General features: G+C 68.3%; 20 protein-coding genes, 1 other RNA gene and 1 pseudogene. 13 read left to right on the top strand and 9 right to left on the bottom strand.

Going from position 1 to position 20005, the window contains the following annotated elements:
- Window positions 1-122 precede the first annotated feature (122 nt).
- A complete protein-coding gene (gene secA / locus AB0C26_RS10370; protein ID WP_360244825.1) occupies window positions 123-3050 on the top strand; it encodes a preprotein translocase subunit SecA in 2928 nt (975 codons plus the stop codon).
- Between the two features lie 259 nt (window positions 3051-3309).
- On the opposite strand, the gene AB0C26_RS10365 is transcribed toward secA, so the two are convergent.
- The 3 genes from AB0C26_RS10365 to AB0C26_RS10355 all read right to left on the bottom strand — a co-directional run bounded on the left by AB0C26_RS10365 (window position 3310) and on the right by AB0C26_RS10355 (window position 5442).
- A complete protein-coding gene (locus AB0C26_RS10365) occupies window positions 3310-3714 on the bottom strand; it encodes an Rv3235 family protein (protein ID WP_360244822.1) in 405 nt (134 codons plus the stop codon).
- Window positions 3715-4717: 1003 nt separating this feature from the next.
- Window positions 4718-4945: a helix-turn-helix domain-containing protein gene (locus tag AB0C26_RS10360; RefSeq protein ID WP_360244819.1), complete on the bottom strand. Its 228-nt coding sequence runs from the start codon at window positions 4943-4945 to the stop codon at window positions 4718-4720.
- Window positions 4946-4983: 38 nt separating this feature from the next.
- Window positions 4984-5442 carry an Lrp/AsnC family transcriptional regulator gene (locus tag AB0C26_RS10355; protein WP_360244816.1) on the bottom strand — a complete coding sequence of 153 codons (459 nt, stop codon included), beginning with the start codon at window positions 5440-5442 and terminating at the stop codon, window positions 4984-4986.
- Window positions 5443-5534: 92 nt separating this feature from the next.
- Between AB0C26_RS10355 and AB0C26_RS10350 the strand changes: the two genes are divergently transcribed.
- Window positions 5535-5999 carry a rhodanese-like domain-containing protein gene (locus AB0C26_RS10350; protein WP_360244813.1) on the top strand — a complete coding sequence of 155 codons (465 nt, stop codon included), beginning with the start codon at window positions 5535-5537 and terminating at the stop codon, window positions 5997-5999.
- Between the two features lie 129 nt (window positions 6000-6128).
- Window positions 6129-6638: a DUF6912 family protein gene (locus AB0C26_RS10345; RefSeq protein WP_360244810.1), complete on the top strand. Its 510-nt coding sequence runs from the start codon at window positions 6129-6131 to the stop codon at window positions 6636-6638.
- A gap of 28 nt (window positions 6639-6666) precedes the next feature.
- On the opposite strand, the gene AB0C26_RS10340 is transcribed toward AB0C26_RS10345, so the two are convergent.
- Window positions 6667-7809: a hypothetical protein gene (locus tag AB0C26_RS10340; protein WP_360244807.1), complete on the bottom strand. Its 1143-nt coding sequence runs from the start codon at window positions 7807-7809 to the stop codon at window positions 6667-6669.
- Window positions 7810-8131: 322 nt separating this feature from the next.
- Here AB0C26_RS10340 and AB0C26_RS10335 point away from each other — a divergent pair, with 322 nt between their 5' ends.
- The 9 genes from AB0C26_RS10335 (at window position 8132) to AB0C26_RS10295 (ending at window position 14894) form a co-directional block, all read left to right on the top strand.
- Window positions 8132-8647, top strand: a complete 516-nt coding sequence (locus AB0C26_RS10335; RefSeq protein WP_097319359.1) for a PadR family transcriptional regulator — start codon at window positions 8132-8134, stop codon at window positions 8645-8647.
- A gap of 54 nt (window positions 8648-8701) precedes the next feature.
- Window positions 8702-9814: a peptide chain release factor 2 gene (gene prfB / locus AB0C26_RS10330; protein WP_360244804.1), complete on the top strand. Its 1113-nt coding sequence runs from the start codon at window positions 8702-8704 to the stop codon at window positions 9812-9814.
- Window positions 9815-9958: 144 nt separating this feature from the next.
- Window positions 9959-10639 carry a cell division ATP-binding protein FtsE gene (ftsE, locus tag AB0C26_RS10325; protein ID WP_097319361.1) on the top strand — a complete coding sequence of 227 codons (681 nt, stop codon included), beginning with the start codon at window positions 9959-9961 and terminating at the stop codon, window positions 10637-10639.
- A gap of 72 nt (window positions 10640-10711) precedes the next feature.
- Window positions 10712-11587: a permease-like cell division protein FtsX gene (ftsX, locus tag AB0C26_RS10320; protein ID WP_360244800.1), complete on the top strand. Its 876-nt coding sequence runs from the start codon at window positions 10712-10714 to the stop codon at window positions 11585-11587.
- A gap of 164 nt (window positions 11588-11751) precedes the next feature.
- On the top strand, window positions 11752-12948 hold the full coding sequence (locus AB0C26_RS10315; RefSeq protein ID WP_360244797.1) for a M23 family metallopeptidase: 1197 nt from the start codon (window positions 11752-11754) through the stop codon (window positions 12946-12948).
- A gap of 54 nt (window positions 12949-13002) precedes the next feature.
- Window positions 13003-13479 (top strand): SsrA-binding protein SmpB, encoded by a 477-nt coding sequence (gene smpB, locus AB0C26_RS10310; RefSeq protein WP_360244794.1) that lies wholly within the window; start codon window positions 13003-13005, stop codon window positions 13477-13479.
- A 45-nt stretch (window positions 13480-13524) separates the two neighbouring features.
- Entirely contained in the window at window positions 13525-14256 is a 732-nt protein-coding gene (locus AB0C26_RS10305) for a cellulose binding domain-containing protein (protein WP_360244791.1), read from the top strand.
- 33 nt (window positions 14257-14289) lie between these two features.
- Window positions 14290-14668, top strand: a transfer-messenger RNA (tmRNA) gene (gene ssrA / locus AB0C26_RS10300).
- 64 nt (window positions 14669-14732) lie between these two features.
- On the top strand, window positions 14733-14894 hold the full coding sequence (locus AB0C26_RS10295) for a hypothetical protein (protein WP_360244788.1): 162 nt from the start codon (window positions 14733-14735) through the stop codon (window positions 14892-14894).
- Window positions 14895-15260: 366 nt separating this feature from the next.
- Here the strand turns inward: AB0C26_RS10295 and AB0C26_RS10290 are convergent.
- The 5 genes and pseudogenes from AB0C26_RS10290 to AB0C26_RS10270 all read right to left on the bottom strand — a co-directional run.
- Window positions 15261-16274, bottom strand: a pseudogene (locus AB0C26_RS10290) (recombinase family protein); the annotation flags it as partial.
- The gene (locus tag AB0C26_RS10285) at window positions 16267-16551 is read right to left on the bottom strand and encodes a hypothetical protein (RefSeq protein WP_360244785.1); all 285 of its coding nucleotides are present in this window, start codon (window positions 16549-16551) and stop codon (window positions 16267-16269) included. The pseudogene AB0C26_RS10290 and the gene AB0C26_RS10285, both read right to left, overlap by 8 nt.
- A 119-nt stretch (window positions 16552-16670) precedes the next feature.
- Window positions 16671-18398 carry an FtsK/SpoIIIE domain-containing protein gene (locus tag AB0C26_RS10280; RefSeq protein WP_360244782.1) on the bottom strand — a complete coding sequence of 576 codons (1728 nt, stop codon included), beginning with the start codon at window positions 18396-18398 and terminating at the stop codon, window positions 16671-16673.
- Window positions 18395-18715 carry a hypothetical protein gene (locus AB0C26_RS10275; RefSeq protein ID WP_360244779.1) on the bottom strand — a complete coding sequence of 107 codons (321 nt, stop codon included), beginning with the start codon at window positions 18713-18715 and terminating at the stop codon, window positions 18395-18397. The genes AB0C26_RS10280 and AB0C26_RS10275 overlap by 4 nt, the downstream gene beginning before the upstream one ends.
- Window positions 18716-18734: 19 nt before the next feature.
- Window positions 18735-18929, bottom strand: a complete 195-nt coding sequence (locus tag AB0C26_RS10270; protein WP_360244776.1) for a hypothetical protein — start codon at window positions 18927-18929, stop codon at window positions 18735-18737.
- Between the two features lie 307 nt (window positions 18930-19236).
- Between AB0C26_RS10270 and AB0C26_RS10265 the strand changes: the two genes are divergently transcribed.
- Complete coding sequence (locus AB0C26_RS10265) at window positions 19237-20004, top strand: helix-turn-helix transcriptional regulator (RefSeq protein ID WP_360244773.1); 768 nt, start codon at window positions 19237-19239, stop codon at window positions 20002-20004.
- The last annotated feature ends 1 nt before the right edge of the window (window position 20005 follow it).

Here is a 20005-nt window from a genome sequence, read left to right as displayed (position 1 = left end):
CTCTAAGCGAACTTGATGCGTCGTTTCGCCCCATTTGTGCGGTTAACCGGAGGCTCGGGTCACAGCTTCGGCGGAAGGGTGCCTACCATGGTTCCGCAGACTGTCTAGGGGAGCGCTGACCCGTGTCGATATTGGAAAAGGTCCTACGCGCCGGCGAAGGCCGCATGGTGCGACGGCTCAAAGCGATCGCGGAAGCGGTCAATTCGATCGAGGAAGACTATGTCGACCTCACGGATGACGAGTTGCGCGAGTGCACCCAGCAGTTCAAGGAGCGCTACGCGGACGGCGAGTCCCTCGACTCCCTGCTCCCCGAGGCGTTCGCGGTGGCCCGCGAGGGCGCCAAGCGGGTGCTCGGCCAGCGGGCGTACGACGTCCAGCTGATGGGCGGCGCCGCCCTGCACTTCGGCAACATCCCCGAGATGAAGACCGGTGAGGGCAAGACCCTGACCGGTGTGTTCCCGGCCTACCTCAACGCGTTGAGCGGCAAGGGCGTGCACATCATCACGGTGAACGACTACCTCGCCCAGCGCGACGCCGAGTGGGTCGGCCGGGTGCACGTCTTCCTCGGCCTCACCGTCGGCGTGATCCTGCCCAACCGGCCCGCCGCGGAGCACCGCGAGGCCTACCTGTGCGACATCACGTACGGCACCAACAACGAGTTCGGCTTCGACTACCTGCGCGACAACATGGCGTGGTCGAAGGACGAGCTGGTGCAGCGCGGCCACAACTTCGCGATCGTCGACGAGGTCGACTCCATCCTGATCGACGAGGCGCGTACCCCGCTGATCATCTCCGGCCCGGCCGAGCACTCGGCCCGGTGGTACGGCGAGTTCGCCGCCCTCGTCCAGCGCCTCCAGCGCGGCAAGGAGGGCGAGGCCGACTACGACGTCGACGAGGCCAAGCGCACCATCGCGATCACCGAGCGCGGCGTGGCCAAGGTCGAGGACCGCCTCGGCATCGACAATCTGTACGAGTCGGTGAACACCCCGCTGGTCGGCTACCTGAACAACGCCATCAAGGCCAAGGAGCTGTACAAGCGCGACAAGGACTACATCGTCGACGAGGGCGGCGAAGTCCTCATCGTCGACGAGTTCACCGGCCGCATCCTGCACGGCCGCCGCTACAACGAGGGCATGCACCAGGCCATCGAGGCCAAGGAGGGCGTCGAGGTCAAGCAGGAGAACCAGACCCTGGCGACCATCACGCTGCAGAACTACTTCCGGCTCTACGACAAGCTCGGCGGCATGACCGGTACGGCGCAGACCGAGGCCGGCGAGTTCAACAGCGTCTACAAGGTCGGCGTCGTGTCCATCCCGACCCACCGGCCGATGGTCCGCATCGACCACCCGGACGTCATCTACAAGACCGAGAAGGCGAAGTTCGACGCCGTCATCGAGGACATCGCCGAGCGCCACGCCACCGGCCAGCCGGTGCTGGTCGGCACGGTCTCGGTGGAGAACTCCGAAATCCTCTCGACCCTCCTGCGCCGCCGCGGCATTCCGCACAGCGTGCTGAACGCCAAGTTCCACGCCCAGGAAGCGACGATCATCGCCCAGGCCGGCCGCAAGGGCGGCGTCACGGTCGCCACCAACATGGCCGGCCGTGGCACCGACATCCTGCTCGGCGGCAACCCCGAATTCCTCGCGGCCAACGAGCTGCACCAGCGCGGCCTCGACCCGGTGGAGAGCCCGGAGGAGTACGCGAAGGCGCTCGAAGAGGTCCTGCCGACGTGGAAGGAAGCCTGCGACGCCGAGGCGGCCGAGGTGCAGGCCGCCGGTGGTCTGTATGTGCTCGGCACCGAGCGCCACGACTCCCGCCGCATCGACAACCAGCTGCGCGGCCGCTCCGGCCGGCAGGGCGACCCGGGCGAGTCCCGGTTCTACCTGTCGCTGCAGGACGACCTGATGAAGCGGTTCCGGGCCGGCGCGGTCGAGGCGGTCATGGAGCGCTTCAACATCCCGGACGACGTGCCGATCGAGTCCAAGATGGTGACCCGCCAGATCCGCAGCGCGCAGACGCAGATCGAGGGCCAGAACGCCGAGATCCGCAAGAACGTCCTCAAGTACGACGAGGTCCTGAACAAGCAGCGCCAGGTCATCTACGCCGAGCGCCGCCGGGTGCTCGACGGCGAGGACATGCACGAGCAGGTCCAGCACATGATCGACGACGTGATCGCCGACTACGTCACGGGCGCCACCTCCGAGGGCTACGCGGAGGACTGGGACCTCGAGCAGCTGTGGACGAACCTCAAGCGCCTCTACCCGGTGAGCCTGACGATCGAGGACATCGTCGACGAGTCCGGCGGCGAGCGGCAGACCATCGACCAGGAATTCCTGATCGCGCAGCTCAAGGACGACGCCCAGAAGGCGTACGAGGCGCGCGAGGAGGAGCTGGGGGCCGAGGCCGTACGCGAGCTCGAGCGCCAGGTGCTGCTGAACGTCATCGACCGTAAGTGGCGCGAGCACCTCTACGAGATGGACTACCTGCAGGAAGGCATCAGCCTGCGGGCGTACGCCCAGCGCGACCCGGTGGTCGAGTACCAGCGCGAGGGCTTCGACATGTTCAACCAGATGATGGACGGCATCAAGGAGGAGGCGGTCGGCTACCTGTTCAACCTGGAGGTCCAGGTCGAGGAGCAGCCGACGGTGACTGTCGACCCGAGCAAGGCGGTTCCCCTGCCGGCGGGCGGCGTCATGGCCGACGAGAACGCCAACGAGACCGACTCCGACCGCGTCGAGGTCCGGGCGAAGGGCCTGGGCGGTTCCCGCCCGCGCCAGAACTTGCAGTACACGGCCCCGGCCATCGACGGCGAGGCGGGCGAGGGCTCCCCGGTCATCCAGCCCCAGCAGCAGCCGCAGGCGCCGGCCCTGGGCATCGGCCCGGGCGGTTCCCCGGTCCCGGCCAGCCCGGCCCACACCCCGGCCCCGCAGCGCCGCGGCGCCACCCCCGCGGCCCACCAGGAGTCGAACGGCCCGTCCCGCAACGCCCCGTGCTACTGCGGCTCAGGCAAGAAGTACAAGCGCTGCCACGGAGCCCCCGGAGCAGTCTGACCCCAGCACCACACACGGCCCGCCGGCATCGCCGGCGGGCCGTTCCGCTACCAGCACACCGCCCGCCACCCAGGCTGCATCCGGCGCAGCGCAATGCGCGGCGTCCGCGCTGGATCCGGCACAGCGCGATGGACGGCGCTGGTGCTGGATCAGGCTCAGCGCGACGGCGGCGTCCGTGCTGGATCGAGCTCAGCGTGGTGGGCGGCGTCCGTGCCGGATTGGGCTCAGCGCGATGGGTGGCGTCCGTGCTGGATCGGGCTCAGCGTGGTGGGCGGCGCTCGTGGTGGATCAGGCTCAGCGCGGTGGCGGCCCACGTCTCGTGGTGAAGTTCCATCCGCAGCGCCGTGGCCCACGTGTGCTCGCCGATCTGGAGGGGCGCGGCGGCCTCGACGACGCCGGGCCGTGGCTCGCACAGGTGCAGCCGCAGAACCGCGACCGGCACGGGCTTGCGCGAGGGCCGGCGGCCGCCGGCCCGAAGCCCAGCCCGGCGCAGAGCGACGATGCGGGCCAGGCCCTGCGCGCCCTCGGAAACCACCTCGGCGGCTTCGGCGGGGCGAGCGAGATGGCGCAGATGAGCGGGCGGGCGATAGCCGTTCAAAACCTCCACGCAAGCGTGCAGGAAACGCCGCACGGCCAGATTAGCGTCGCGCGAAGCCCGCACCATGGCGTCCGGAGCACGAGCCTCCGACCGCCGCGCCCTGATCCCAGCCGACCCCGCCGTCCCAGCCGACCCCGCCGTCCCAGCCGACCCCGCCGTCCCAGCCGACCCCGCCGTCCCAGCCGACCCCGCCGTCCCAGCTAACCCCGCCGTCCCAGCCGACCCCGCCGTCCCAGCTGACCCCGCCGTCCCAGCCGACGCCGCCGTCCCAGCCGTCCCAGCCGACCGCGCCGGTCCAGCCGACCCCGCCGTCCCAGCCGTCCCAGCCGACCGCGCCGGTCCAGCCGACCCCGCCGTCCCAGCGGGCGGAAGCATCCCCGCAGCCGCGATGGTCCCGGCTGGCAGGGCCATCCCGCTGGCTGCGTCCATCTCGCCGGCTGCGGCCATCACGCCGGCTGTGGAGATCCCGTGGGCTGCGGAGATCCCGTGGGCTGCGGCCATCCCGTCGGCTGCGGCCATCGCGGCGGCGGCGGCCACCCCGGGCTGTGCCACCGGCCGGGCGGTTGAGGCCGGCCCAGACGGCACCGCCATCCCCGATGGCACCGCCATCCCCGATGGCGCCACCGTTCCCGATGGCGCCACCATCCCCCGTGGCGCCAGGATCCCCGGCGGCGCCACTATCCCGGGCGGCGCCACTAGCCCGGGAGGTGTCACCAAGCCGGCCGAGGTCGCTCGCCCAGCCTGCGCCGGCCGCTCGGTTCGCGCCCTCGTTTCGGTCCGCGCCGCCGTTGCGGTAGGCGCAGTCGGCCCCTCACCCACCGCGTAATACGGGCGGAAGAGATTGAAGGCGGGCTGGGCGAAGGGCCACGGGTCGGTGGTGACCTCGTCGTCGAACGGTGGCTCGCATCGGGGAGCCGGGCGGACCGCTATCGCCTGTCTTCGTACACTCCCCATCGACGCTCACCCCAGTCCTTGCGTTTGCCTTCGTTTGCTTCCGATGACGATTCTTCCGGGGCGTGCGAAGGACGGCAACGGGGCTTGTCCGATGCGGGAAGAGGGGCAAAGAGGACTAGTCAGCCTCGGGATTGACGAGCGGATTGTCGGCCACCCAGGCGGCGGTCTCGGCGTACTTGAGCTCGATGTACTGCTCCAGCTTGGCCCGCTCGACGCGCCACTGGCCCCGGCCGCCGATCTTGATTGCGGGCAGTTCGCCGCTGCGCACCATGTGGTAGACCTGCGAGTCCGAGACGTTCAGCTCGGCGGCGACGTCGGACAGCAGCAGGAATCGGGGCTCCATCCGCATGAGTTTGCCACTGACGACCTGCGTTTGCCTGCCTACTCCGCCGGGGCGGCGACCGCTCGTCCGGGCAGCGGACTGGAGTAGACGACGCTGGTGGTCACCGCGCCCAGACCGGCGATGCGGCCGGTGACCTCTTCCAGGTGGCGCATCGAACGGGTCAGCACCTTGAGGAAGAAGCAGTCCTCGCCGGTCACGTGATGCGCCTCGACGATCTCCGGCGTGGAGTCGAGCAGCGCGTGGAACGGCCGGTAGTTGCCGGTCGGATAGCGCAGCCGCACGAAGGCCATCACGTGCAGGCCGACCCGCTCGGGTTCGACCTGAGCCCGATAACCGGCGATCACGCCGGATTCCTCGAGGCGGCGGATCCGCTCGGCCACCGCGCTGGGCGACATGGCAACGGCACGAGCCAGTTCGGCGTACGAGGAACGCCCGTCCCGCTGCAATTCGGCCAGCAGACGCCAGTCGGTGCGGTCGAGCGCGATTTCCGTGGCCATGACGGCCATCTAAGCGCGTTTCCCCGCCCGGACGCCAGTTGGGCCGTCGAAGCGCCATGGAGCAAGATCGACCGTACTTCTAGCTTGATGACATGACACAAACCCACAGCGACCCCCGCCAGGCGGCGGCGTTCTTCGCGGCGCGGCTCGCCTTCCAGACGGACGTGGCCGACGTGCGGTCGGGTGCCGGCTTCGTCCTGGTCGACTCACGCTCGCGGGCGGCCTGGGATCAGGGCCACATTCCCGGCGCCGTCCACCTCCCCACGGCGGAGATCGCCACCCGAGCCGCCGCCCTGCTGGACCCGGCCGTGCCGGTGGTCACCTATTGCTGGGGTCCCGGCTGCAACGGCGCCACCCGGGCCGCGCTGGCCCTGTCCCTGGCCGGCTACTCCACGAAGGAGATGATCGGCGGCATCGAGTACTGGATCCGCGAGGGCTTCCCCGTCCGTACCGCCGAGGGCGACGTCACGGCACCGCCGGACCCGCGCACCGCCCCGGTCGCGGCGGCCGGGCTGATCGCCCTGGACGCGCCGGGAGCGCCGGCCTGCGGCTGCTGACGACGGCGGGCGTCGCCGAGCGGGGTGGGTGACCCGGCACGCCACGATCCGGACACGACTGGTGGAATGGGCCTTCCCGGGGCCGTTGCGGCGGTGTACTACGGGGACGGTTCAACCGCAGGAGGAGACGTGCCGATCACCGAGCTGGTCCGGGTCTATGTGCCGGCCACCGTGCCGCTGCTCGGGGCCCTGCGCGCCTCGGGGAAGCTGGGCGCCGGCCCGCTGGAGGCGCACGCGGTGACGCCCGCGCTGCGCGAGTGGTACGCCGAGGGCGACGAGGAGGAGCTTGAGTACGTGGCGTTCACCCGCGCCGCCCAGGCCGCCCTCCAGTTGCTGCGCCACGACCCGGCCGCGCCCCGCCGCCGCGTGGTGGTCTCGGCCGACGTGCCGGCGTCGTCGCTGGTGGCGCAGCAGAACGAGCTCGGTTCGAGCACCGTCGACCTGCCGCAGCCGCTGTCGATCAAGGAGGTCGCCTCGATCCACGTCGACGGCGCCGACGCCGCCGAATCGGTGGCCGCGGCGGCCGAGGTGGTCGAGGAGGCGCTGGCCGGCGACCCCGACGCCCAGTTCACGGTCGACAGCGCCGAGGACCACGAGCTGGAGTGGTACGCCGTCTCCGAACTCGACGAACTGCTCTGACCGGCCCTGACCGCGACTCGGCGGCCGCTCAGTCGGCGGCTTTGTCGGACTTTCCGGTGGTAACCTTCGCGGGGGCGGCTCCGGCGTCGTCATCGGCGCCCGTGTTGCGGCCGTCGGCCTCGTGGGTCGCTTCAGGATCGAAGGCGGCTGCCGGGCGGGTGGTGGCTTCGGAGGCGGTGGCCGGCTCTTCCGGTGCGCGGCGGACGCGGCCGGAGCGGGACACCGCCGGGACGGCCGGCGAATCCTCGTCGTCGTCCTCGGCCGGGCGGATCGTGCGGCCGACCGCGAACATCGCGCTGAGCGCGCCCACGAACAGAACGACCAGCGCGCTGTTGAGCCGCGCCCCGCTGAGCATCTGCTGCACCACCAGCTCCAGGTCGCTGACCTTGCCGGCCAGCTCGAGCACCCGGGACCCGGCCGTGCGGGTCAGCATCTCGGCGATCACCAGCAGCAGACCGGGGCCGCCGCCCGCGACCGCGTAGAAGCCCCACGGCACGTCCAGCTCGCCGCTGCTCCGGCGGGCGCGCCGGAGCAGCTTGTAGGCCACCAGACCGGCCGCGAGACCACTGAGGAACGACTGACCGTACGAGAACCACTGTGCGGCGCTGGCCTGTGAGGACTGTGTGTCTCCCGAGCCCAGCGCGCTCAGAAGCGGGCTCTGGAACAGGTTGAGCACGAAGCCGACCAGGAAGACCGCCACCGCGCCCCAGCCGATCGCGTTGATCACCCGGGGAACGCGGAAGCCGGCCAGGGCGCCGCCGATGGTGGCGGCCGCCGCGATCGTGCCGCCGACCACGGCGTACATCCAGCCCTCGGTGTTGATCGTCACGACCGTCAGAGCGCCGGCCGAGCCGATCAGCAGGCCCGTGCCGGTGGCGACCGCGAAGCGGGTGGTGGCGCCGAGCGTGCGACGGCGCGAGAGGAGGGCCAGCACGGCCAGTCCGGTCGCGGCGCCGGTGACGATGGCGGCGGAGATGGCCCCCGGCAACGCGTACGCCGTGGAGGTCACCTCCATCTCGGCGTCCTCACGGCCCGTGATCGTCGCGCGGGCCGACCAGAGCATGGCGCCCATCCAGATCAGGGTGGCGAGCGCGAGAAGAAGACCCGTCGACGAGGGTTGCTCGGCGCTGGCGTCCGCTTTGGGCGGCGCTGGGGTTTCCGGCTCACTCATGGCCCTCAGAGTAACCGCCGAACCTAGGAGGGACGGCCGCGCGTCCACAGCCCGGCTTGCCAGATAATGCGGCTTTTGGGGGTCGCAGCACCGAATTCAGGAACGCGTACGTACCTTTTCGGCCGTTTGCTGCCCGGCATCGCCGTCTGACCGTTTAGGTCGCGCCATTTTACCTGGTCATGAGCAAGTTGAACGGGCGAACGCGCCGGGTCGACACTCGAAGTCGGACTGTCTGTGCGGGACAGTCGTTTGTGGAGACGCAAAATGGACGGATCGGGCGAAATCCTGGACGTCGGCGCGACAAAGTGGCAGCTTAGAAGGCATGCCCGACTCTCAAATCAATCCCACGGCTGCCGCTTTGCTCGGCCTGCTTCACGAGGGGCCGATGACCGGCGGACAGCTCATGGCGGCTGCCGAACGCCGCCTCGGGCCATACTGGTCGATGACGCGGAGCCAGGTCTACCGCGAATTGCCGGTTCTTGCCGAAATGGGCTATGTCCGCCTCGGTAAGCCCGGACCCCGATCAAGCCAGCCCTACGCCATCACCGCCGCCGGCAAGCGAGCCTTCAGCCGGTGGCTGGCCGAGTCTCCGGGCCGGGATGCTCTGCGTAACCCGGTCGCTCTCCGTGTCGCCTTCGGGGAGCAGCACAGCGGTAATCAGTTGCAGACCCTCTACACCGGCGCGAGCGAGTATCACTCCGAGGCGCTCGCCATGGCCAAGGAGCAGGCGAAGGAGGCGAAGAAAGCGGGGGACTCGTACGGCGCGGCCGCGCTGGAGTTCGCCGTCGCCTATCACAAGGCCGCGCTCAGCTGGCTCAAGGTCGCGCCGGCCAACTGAACACACACGCAGCCCCGGCCAGAACTTGGCCGGGGCAGCGTACTCTTGACTGTCGTGACCGCTGCCGACTATCCCGAGCAACTCAAAGCCCTCGACGCCACCCTGCGCAACATCGAAAACGTCTTGGACGTCGACAAGCTGCGGCGGGACAAGGCAGACCTCGAGGAGCAGGCCTCCGCACCCGACCTGTGGGACGACCAGGCGCGCGCGCAGGACGTCAACAGCCGCTTGTCGTACGTCTCCGGCGAGATCAACAGGCTCGAGCGCCTCCGCTCGCGGCTCGACGACGCCGGCCTCCTGCTCGAGATGGCCGAGGCCGAGGGCGACAGCGCCTCGGTCGACGAGGTCGGCGAGGAACTCGTCGGGCTGACCAAGGCCATCGACGAGATGGAGGTCCGCACTCTCCTCTCCGGTGAGTACGACGCCCGTGAGGCCGTGGTGTCCATCCGGGCCGGCGCCGGTGGCGTCGACGCCGCCGACTTCGCCGAGATGCTCCTGCGGATGTACCTGCGGTGGGCCGAGCGGCACGGCTACCCCACGGAGGTCTACGACACCTCGTACGCGGAGGAGGCCGGCCTCAAGTCCGCCACTTTCGCCGTCAAGGTCCCGTACGCGTTCGGCACGCTCAGCGTCGAGTCGGGCACCCACCGGCTCGTCCGGATCAGCCCGTTCGACAACCAGGGCCGCCGCCAGACCAGCTTCGCCGGCGTCGAGGTGATGCCGGTGGTCGAGACGACCGACCACATCGACATCCCCGAGAACGAGCTCCGCGTGGACGTCTACCGTTCGTCGGGTCCTGGTGGACAGAGCGTTAACACCACGGACTCCGCCGTGCGCCTGACGCACATTCCGACGGGCATCGTGGTGACGTGTCAGAACGAGAAATCGCAGCTTCAGAACAAGGCCTCGGCCATGCGCGTGCTCCAGGCGCGGCTCCTCGAGCGCAAGCGCCAGGAGGAGGAGGCCGAGCTCGCCGGGCTCAAGCAGGACACCACTGGATCATGGGGCGACCAGATGCGGTCGTACGTGCTGCACCCGTACCAGATGGTCAAGGATCTGCGCACTGAGCAGGAGACGGGCAACCCGTCCTCGGTCTTCGACGGCGAGATCGACGAGTTCATCGAGGCCGGCATCAAGTGGCGCAAGACGTCGGAGAAGGCCAGCTGATCCTGAGGGCCTGGTGATCTCCGTACGGATGGCGACGACGCCCGGACGCATTGTCCGGGCGTCCGGATTTTTTGCCACCACGGGTGCAGATTGGCGGACCCGGCGGGGTTGGCGTTTTCGTTACACCGCGTAGACTGCGTTCCCGTGATTCAGCTCGAGAACGTGACGAAGACGTACCCCAAGGCGTCTCGGCCGTCGTTGGACGATGTCAGCGTCGGTATCGAGAAGGGTGAGTTCGTCTTCTTCATCGGCCCCTCCGGTTCCGGCAAGTCGACGATCATCAAGCTCCTCCTGCACGAGGTCGCACCGACCCAGGGCAAGGTGATGGTCAACGCCAAGGACGTGACCTCCATCCGTTCGTGGAAGATCCCGCACTTCCGCCGTTCGATCGGCTGCGTGTTCCAGGACTTCCGCCTGCTGCCCAACCGCACCGCGTACGAGAACGTGGCCTTCGCCCTCGAGGTCATCGGCAAGACCAAGGCCGTGTCCCGGCGGGTCGTGCCCGAGGTCCTCGAGCTGGTCGGCCTCGGCGGTAAGGAACACCGTTACCCGCACGAGCTCTCCGGTGGTGAGCAGCAGCGTGTCGCGGTGGCCCGGGCGTTCGTCAACCGGCCGCTCATTCTTCTCGCCGACGAGCCCACCGGTAACCTCGACCCGGACACGTCGATCGAGATCATGCGCCTGCTGGACCGGATCAACCGGACCGGCACCACGGTCGTGATGGTCACGCACGACTCCAACATCGTCAACCAGATGCGCCGCCGCGTCATCGAGATCGAGAGCGGCCGCATCGTCCGTGACCAGGCCCGAGGCGTCTACGGCTGAGCCGGCTCCGCCCCCCAATCCCCCCCAAGAGAATGACTCGGTAATGCGCGGAGTCCCGGAAGGAACCCCCCGATGCGCTTGAAGTACGTACTCAACGAGGTCCTGGTGGGCCTGTGGCGAAACGTCACGATGACGGTCGCCATGATCATCACCATGTCGGTCTCGCTGACCATGCTGGGCGCTAGCGTTCTGCTGTACTTGCAGGTCGACCAGATGAAGGACTACTACTACGGGAACATCGAGGTCTCGATCTTCCTCAAGTCGGAGGTCACCGAGGCTCAGCGCCAGGCGATCGACCAGGCGATCTCCTCGAACCCGCTGGTCGCCGAGCGTACGTACGAGACGCGCGAAGAGGCCCTCAAGCGCTTCCAGAAGCTGTGGCAGGACTCGCCCGAGTTCGTCAAGGCGGTCGGCCCCAACAGCCTCCCGGAGTCGTTCCGGGTCAAGCTCAAGGACCCCGAGCAGTACAAGACCTTCGCCGATCAGATCAAGGGCCTTCAGGGCATCCAGGACGTGATCGACCAGCGGACGCTGCTGGAGAAGGTCTTCAACATCTTCAACGCCATCCAGGTGGGTGCGCTGGTGGTCGCGGGGGTGATGGCGTTGGCCGCGCTGCTCCTGGTGGGAAACACGATCCAGGTCGCGGCGTACAGCAAGCGGCGCGAGGTCGCCGTGATGAAGCTGGTCGGCGCCTCGAACTGGTTCATCCAGGCCCCGTTCGTGCTTGAGGCGGTGGTGGCCGGACTGATCGGCGCCATCCTCGGCTTCGTGGCGCTGTTCGTCAGCAAGGTGGTGCTCTTCGACCACAAGTTGCAGGCGCTGACGAACATCCTCACGCCGATCGACAACGGCAACGTGTGGCTGATGCTGCCGGTGCTGGCGGGCGTCGGCGCCGTGGTCAGCGCGGTCACCGCGTGGGTCACCCTGCGCTTCTACCTGAAGGTCTAAACCCCCCAACGCTCCCGTCCGACCGCCCCACCTCCACCCTTAATTCGAGCTGACGCACCTTCACTACGACGGCCGCGTTCCCTTTACAGGGGAATGCGGCCGTTGGGCGTTATAGGCGAGTACGGTGGCATTCCGTGAGGTCATTTAGCCGGATTGCTACCTTCGTGGCTATTTGCGCGAGCGTGCTGGCGGCGCCGAGCGCGGCCCGTGCCGACCCCAGCAGCCCCGACCAGGCCGCCCGCGCCGTTCACAAGGCGGAAGCCGTGCTCGAGGACGCCACCGAGACGGCCCGGGCCGCGGCCCGCCGCCTCGAAGCCGCCACCGCGGCCATGCCCGGCGCCCAGCAGCGCGTCGCCACCTCGCGCGGGACCGTGGCCGCCGCGATCACCGCGGCCAACACCGCCTCCCGCCGGGCCCAGGCCGCCCGGGCCGCCTTCGACCAGGTCGCCGGCCGCTTCCAGCAGGCGCAGGACCGGGTCGCCGAGTCGCGGTCGCGGGTCGACGAGATCGCCCAGGCCAGCTACATGGGCGGCAACGTCGCCCGGATCAACATGCTGGTCGACGCGACCGGACCGGCCGACATGATGGACCGGCTCAGCCTGGTCGAGCACATCATGCGTACACAGCAACGCGAGGTGGACGCCCTGGTCGGGGCGCGGCGCGAAGCCCGTACCGAACAAGACCGGGCCGGACTCGCCAAGCGCGAGGCCGAAGAGGCCGAAGCCGCGGCGAAGGCCAAGCTGAGGGCCGCTCAAGCGGCCCGGGTGGCCGCCGAGCGGGCCCGCAAAGCGCTGCAGGACCTGGCCGTGAGCCGGGCCCAGGCGTTGCGGGTGGCGAACTCCCAGCGGGCCGCCGTGCTCGCCCGCTACCAGGCGGCCAAGGCCGAGGAGGCGCGGATCCAGTCGGCCCTGCGCGGGTACGCGGTCAAGTCGGGGGAGACCCGCTACGAGGGCGGGCGGCTCTTCATGCCGGTGAACGGCTGGAAGTCCAGTGACTACGGACAGCGATACGACCCGTACTACCGTGTGTGGCAGTTGCACGCCGGGTCCGACTTCGCGGCCGGCGGCGGCACGCCCATCCACGCCGCGGCCAACGGGCGGGTGATCAGGGCCGGGTGGGCCGGCGGCTACGGCCGCTACACCTGCCTCGACCACGGGAAGATCAGCGGCGTCGGCTTCACGACCTGCTACGGCCACCAGTCGGCGATCCTCGTCCACCTCGGCGAGTACGTACGCCGCGGCGAGATCATCGGCCGGGTCGGCACCACCGGCGCCTCCACCGGCAACCATCTGCACTTCGAGACCCGCTTCGACGGTGTGCCGCGCAACCCGCTGCACTACCTGCCGTCGTGCCTCTGTTGACCCCTGTAACATTGACGGGTTGGTTTCACACTCGTCCATAGGGGGTCGCTGGTCATGCCACGCGAACAGGGGCGCAAAGTCGTCGCCTCCAACCGCAAGGCCCGCCACGACTACACGATCCTCGACACGTACGAGGCGGGCCTCGCGCTCACCGGCACCGAGGTCAAGTCGTTGCGGGCCGGCCGGGCGTCGCTGGTCGACGCGTTCGGCCAGGAGACGTACGGCGAACTCTTCCTGCACGGCATGCACATCCCGGAGTACACGCAGGGCACGTGGACCAACCACGAGCCCCGCCGCACCCGCAAGCTGCTCCTGCACCGCGAGGAAATCGCCAAGATCCGCGGCAAGCTCCGCGACGACGGCGTCACCCTGGTGCCGCTCCAGGTCTATTTCAACAACGGGTACGCCAAGGTCGAGATCGGCCTCGCCAAGGGCAAGAAGAGCTACGACAAGCGGCAGGACTTGGCGGCACGAGACGCCCAGAAGGAAATCAACCGGGCAGTCGGCAGGCGTGCGAAAGGCATCGGCTGAGGTATGCTCCGCCCGCTTCTTTGATCTTCGCGGGGGGATTCGCCGTTGCCGTCCAAGCATTCCGTGCGCCTGTTCGGCCCCGCCCGGTTCGTTCTGAGCTTCTCCGTCGCCATCCTGGTCCTGCTGGTCGTCTGGATCGCGGTGCGAGCGGTCGGCCCGGCCGAGGCGTCCCGGCAGCCGTCGGTGACCCTGCCGTCGATGCCGCAGGTGCCGCTCGTCGTGTCCGACTCGCCGGTGCCGCCGCCGGCGCCCTCGTCGGCCGCGCCGAAATCGGCCTCGCCCTCCCCGTCGCGGTCGGCGTCCCGCTCCCCGTCGGCGACGCCCTCGATGACGGCGCCCACGTCCACCAGCGCCGGCCCGCAGCCGGAGAAGTCGACCTGGAAGCCGACCACTAAGCCGGCCACGACGACGCCCGTCACTCCCGCCGCGCCGGCCACCTCCGCGACGACCCCGGCCGCCCGGAGCGACATCAAGGCCCAACTGTCGGTCACGGCGAGTTGGGAGCAGGGCTATGTCGCTTTCGTACGGGTGAAGAACGACGGAGACGCAGCGGCACAGTGGCGCGTCACCGTGTCCCACTCGGGTCTCACCGACATGGAACTGCGCGGCGTCTGGAACGCGGCCGGCAACCGCGACGGCAGCAGCCTCACTTTCAGCGGCGGCTCGCTGGCCCCCGGCCGGTCGGTCACCTTCGGCTACCAGATCTCCAAGAGCGGCCGCGGCAACGCCCGCCCCGCCGGTTGCGGCGCCGTGGGCGGATCTTGCAGCGTGAGGTAAACTTTCGGATGCCGCATTTATGCGGCCCAACAAGGGGGTGACTGGTTTCGACTTCGTACGTGGAGACAGGGGAAGCGAGCCGAGGAAGCCGACGTCGTCTCGAGAATCGGTCGTCGGAAACTTATAAGCGCCAAGGATAACTCCCGCGCTGACTTCGCTCTTGCCGCCTGAGGTAAGTAGCTAAGTCTGTCGGTCTGAGATCGCCTTCGACTCAGTTCACCGGCATCAGCTAGAAGGCTGGCCAAACAGTCCCAGTCGTGAGGACTGTGCGGCGAGATCAAACACGACTGGGCCCGCCATCCGGACTTGCTCACGTGAGCCGGAGGGCCGAGTAGAGGCATAGTGAGCTGCGCTCGGAGAAGCCCTGACAAAGCAACGAAGGACCCGGGTTCGATTCCCGGCACCTCCACGAGAGGGTTCTTACTTGAACCCACAGCGGCGCCGCCCAGATGGGCGGCGCCGCTTTCGTTCCTGGCGTGGTTGACCAGCGGTTCTATCAGTCCGGCGAGGTCATCGGACGCGACGTACGGGCCACGGTCGTCGGTGTCGAGGTACTGCTTCTCGAAGAACGCCTCGTTCAGTACGCGGCGGGCACGCTCGCCCGCTTGTCGGTACAGCTCCTGAGGATCTTCGAGTAGGCCTAGGAGGTACATCAAGGTCTCGCGGGCCGCGTCGAGCCGGGTGGTCTGGTCGTCGTCGAGCTGGCGGGAGAGCCTGTTCCGTTCCTCCCGGATGTCCCGGAGGCGGGTAGCGATCTTCTCTTGCGGCCAGTCAGGATCCCCGATCAGATCCAGGAACCGGTCTTCCTTGCTGTTCAGCTCTCGGAGGCGGGCCGTGACACGCGCCTTTACCTCAGCTTGCGCGTCGGCCGATCCGATCATCGCCTCTTCGACAAGCTCCGTGATCCGCTTTCGAAGTTCTACGGGCAGCGCGACTGTGGCGTAGTTGTCGAGCACTGCTTCCTCAGCCTTTGCGATGGGCAGATAGGGGAGATCGCAGGAGTGCAGTTGCCGGCCGCGGCAGAAGTAGTAGAAGTGCAGGTCGCCGGTCTTGCTCTTGCCCCGCATGACCATGAGCCGGCGGTGGCAGCGGGCGCACCAGACGGCGCCTTTGAGGTAGTGGTTGTGAGTGCGTTCACGGACGCCACCAGCGCGCCGCGTCTCCAACATCCGCTGCACGAGGTCGAAGGTTTCGGGCGTGACCAGCGGTTCGTGTCGGCCTTGGTACTCCTGGCCGCGGTACTGCACGAGGCCGAGGTAGTAGCGGTCGCGGAGGAGGTTTCCCAGGGAGTTGATGGAGATCGGCGTGCCGGCGGGGAAGCGCTTGGTCGGTTTGGTGCGGAGGCCCGCGTCGGTGAGGGTCTGGATCAGCGAGTGGAAGCCGTGGGTGCCGCTTGCGTACAACTCGAAAGCCGTCCGCACGAGCGGGCCGCGTACCGGGTCGACGGCGACCGTACGGACCTCTCGCCCCTCGAAGTTCTCGCGGACGTTGAGGTAGCCGATCGGTGCTCGGCCTACTGAGCCGCCTCGGATGATCTTCTGACCCATTTTGTACGCGATGTCAGCGCCCGACGCTCGCGATTGGTACTCGTTTACGCCGTCCAGCACGGTCGCGACCAGATCACCGATGGCGCTGTCTTCGGTGTAGTCCATGATCGAAATTAGGACTACGCCGGCGCTGCGGAGATCGCGTTTCGTGATCGCGGCATCGATGCTGTTGCGGTGCAGTCGCGAGCGGGCGTAGACGATCACGTAGTCGATGTCCGGTTCGGCCTTGAGCCGGGCCATCATCTCGCGGAAGACCGGTCGGCGATCGACCGTGGTCGCGGAGCGGCCCGGCTCGACGAACTCGGCGACGATGTCCGCGTCGAGTTCTTTGGCGCGGCGCTGGATCGCGGATCGCTGCGCCGGGAGTGAGATGCCCTCCGGGTCGTAGTCGGTGTTGACCTGGCCCGCCGACGAGACGCGTAAATAGATGAAGGCGCGTTTCCGGGGAGTGGTTCGGCGGGTCTCAGTCATCGGGTATCCCTTCCGGTCCGCTCGCCTGCCGGACGAAATCGTCCGCCATCATCGCCAGGGCGCGGGCTAGCAGCTCTTCGCTGACGGCGACCTCGCGTCTCCGAGGCGCCCGCGCTTCACTTGCCGATTCTTTCGATCGTGGCTGGTGACCCGCCACCTTGCGTCGCTGGCGGGTTTCGAGCGCTGGGACGTCTTGGGACGTCTTGAGCTGCGCTTTTGCGATTTTCGGCTGCTTGCACGTTCGTATGCTGCGATTTCTCCTCTCGTTGGTGCTCATGGACTGCCTCCTTTCGGCTCGTGCGCTGCGGTCCGCGCGGTCGTCCGTCCGTCGTCCGTCCACGCGTTGATAGGCGCAGACGCGCGCGAGCGGACGGACGTCCGCGCGGACGATCGGGGTTAGGCGTGCCAGCGCCCGCGAGAGACTTGCCGGGCGTTGCCGGCGGCGGCGAGCGCCTGGAGCCGGTCGTAGACCCAGGTCCGTCGCATCCCGGTAGCGTCGATGAGTTCCGGGATGGTGAGTCCGTTCTCAGGTGCCAGGTTGAGTGCGGCGAGTAGGGCTTGTTCCGGGTCGCTCGGCGGGCTTGGCGCTGGATCGAGCGCCCTGGGCGGTTGGTCGATCGCGGCTTGCGAGAGCGTGTCGAGATCGGGTCGCGTGTTGGCGTATCGGGCGGCGGTCTCGCGTACGTGCTCATCGGTGACGAGGTAGGCGCGGGCTCGTCGGGGCTGGTTGTGGCCGTCGGCGAGGACGTAGAACTTGCCAGGGGCGTCGAGCGTGTGGGCGTGCCAGCCAGCCGAGAGCATGCCCTTATCGAGGATGAGATCTACGTCGCGGCGTTCTCGGACTCGGAGGCAGACTCGGATGCTCATCTGGGAACGAAGTGCCCCGCCCCCCATGGCCTTCTGAGTTGGGCGTTGTGTGGCGGCGAGCAGGTCGACGGCGAGCGCGCGGCCTCTGCGGGCAACGGACTCGGCGTGTCCGACAGCGGCGGGCGCGGTGTCGGCGAGTTCGGCGTACTCGTCGATGACGATGACTAGCGCTGGTGATTCCGGGGTGGGCTCCCAGACGCGGGTGTTGTCGTGGCTGGCCGCGTGTGCGCGGGCTTCGAGGACAGCGACGGCGTCGGCGAGCAGTTGGGTTGCCTCGTCGGGTGTGGTGGCCAGGCGGCCAAGGCAAGCAGCCCAGGGGCGGAGTTCCATGCCGCCCTTGAGGTCTATGCCCCAGAGGACGACATCGGGGCAGGCGACGAGGTTGCCGAGGATGACATTCAGAACGCCGCTCTTGCCCGAGTCGGTTGTGCCGCCGATCAGGGCATGTCTTCGGAGCAGGGGTATTCGGACGGTTGTCGCGTCCTCGAAGACGCCGATGTCGATCGGGTCGGCCAGCGAGCGTGCGGTCGGCCCTTGCCACGGGATCGCGCCGGCATGCGGATCGACGGCGAGGACACGCATCGTGCAGCGGCCGGCGTGCGCCGGATCTTGCTCGACGCGGACGGCGCCAGGCCGTGTTCCCAAAGCCGACTCGATGGCCGGGACGCGGGCGACTACGTCCGCGACGCTTTGGCCCGCGCGGAGCTTCACACGGCCGCGCCAGCCCCACGTGTCCACGACGGCCGACATGATGCGCGATCCGTCGAGTCCAATGTTCTCCGCCAGATCGGGCCACGCATGTATCACCCGATCGACGCGGACACGTGCTCGCCGCCGGCGGTGAGCCCACCAAGGAAGGCTGAGTACCACGACGGCCAGTGCGAGAACAGTCGGCAGAGGCTTGGTAGTGGGGCCAACCGCGGTTGCGGTCGCGAGCCAGCCTCCCGCAACGGTCGTTGTTGTTGCTGCGTATACGCGTTCTGCGGTCCGGCGGATACGAAGTCCCAAAGCCATGGCCGCGCTTGCCGCGACGAGCGCGACGACGGGCCAAAGCTCGGGGTGCGCGTGGTGGAGGAAGAGTCCGGCAACTGCGAGGGCGAGCCCGGCGGCGAACGGGGCGAGTCCTGAGCGGTATCGAAACAGAACCCGACCGATCGTGGCGAGGGCGACGACGAACAGCGGTTCGTCGGGCAGGAGCAGGAGCGGTTGCGGATTTCGCCGGCTCCATCGGCGGTGCCGGCGTCCGTAGGCCCTCATTGGGTCAGTTCGCCTGTGTCCGGTGGCACCCAGGTTCGGTGCTGGGCGACCTCGTCTCGGAGATACGCCAGAGGGTCGGACTCGCCGTCTTGGTCGGCGGCGAGAGTCGCTTGTCCGGCGGCGAGCAGGTTGGCGAAGTCCCACCGGGTGCGGCTCAGCAGCCGGGCGAGGCGGTCCACCTCGGCGAGCAGGACAGGGACGTCACCCACAACGGTCCACAGCGCGGAAGGCGTCTGGTGGCGTCGAGCATCGTGAAGGTGGGTGAGAACTGCCTCCTGGTCGAGGATCGGGCGCGGTGTGCGCGGCTCGGTGGTCATGGCGGAGTGATGCCTCCTTTCAAAGATCCAGTCCGGCGATAAACCGGGCCAGGGAGCGGAGTCCGTTGCCGATCGTGGGGCCAATGGAAGACGCGGCCAGGTAGTAACCGAACGCCGCGCAGATCGCCGCCTGCCATAGCGGAAGACGGGCGTACCGCCAGAGCAGGAAGACGAAGACGCCGAGCAGGACAACGGCGGAGACTTCGATCGTCATGCGCCACGGTCCTTGCGAATCCGGCGCGTACGGATGCCCTTGTCGGCGCCGCTGTGGCTGCCGCGCGCCCGGTGCCGGCGGATCCAGCGGTTCCGGGCTGCGCACTTGCGGCAGAGCGTTGAGTTGCCCGCCCCGAGCTGGGCGCCGCACGGGCAGATAGGGGCCTCGCTCGTGAAGTGTTGGATCCCCATTGCAGATCTCCTCTCGATTGGCGATGCGTGTGCCGCATCGACGCCATTGAGAGTGAGGCCAGGCGACGGGACGTGATCAGGTCATGGCTGGACGTGTTCGAGATGTCTGGCCTAGGGTGGGCAGCCTGACGGACGTCCTTTATGGGGAGACGATGCCGAACGAGCGCCTACGCTCCGCGATGCTGCAACGTGGGATCACCCCGGCGGCCCTTGCGGAAGCGCTCAAAGTTGATCCGAAGAGCATCGAACGCTGGATCAGCGGACGGTTGCCGTATCGGCGCCATCGCTATGCGGCGGCTGCTCATCTCGGCGTGGATGAGGTGTACCTCTGGCCTGAAGCACTCGGCGCAGACCAGGTCGCTAGCGCCAGCGAGAGCGAAATCATCAACATCTACCCGCATCGCTGGACCGTGCCGTCTGAACTTTGGCGCAACTTCTTCGACAACGCCGAGTCAGAGATCGGGGTCCTGGTCTACAGCGGGCTTTTCCTGTCCGAGGACGCAGGCGTACGCCGTATCTTCCGGAAGAAAGCCGAGGCGGGAGCACGTGTACGCATCCTCCTTGGCGATCCGGAATCCGAGGTGGTGGCGCAGCGCGACAGCGACGAGGGCATCGAAAGCCTGGCCGCGAAAATCAAGAACGCCATCGTGATGTACCGACCCCTGCTCAGCATCGAGGGCGTCGAGCTGCGGCTACATCGCACGGTTCTCTACAACTCGATTTACCGTGCCGATGAACAACTGCTGGTCAACACGCACATTTACAGCTTCCCGGCGTCCGAGGCGCCGGTCTTCCACCTGCGGCGCGTCGCTGGCGCGACCATGGTTTCGACCTACGCGGAGAGCTTCGAGCACGTGTGGGATGCCGCGACACTGCTGGAATGAG

The organism is Actinoplanes sp. NPDC048796 (genome assembly GCF_040650035.1).
Taxonomy (GTDB): domain Bacteria; phylum Actinomycetota; class Actinomycetes; order Mycobacteriales; family Micromonosporaceae; genus Actinoplanes.
Note: the sequence above shows the minus strand (reverse complement) of the source record. Positions and strands in the feature narration are given on the sequence as shown.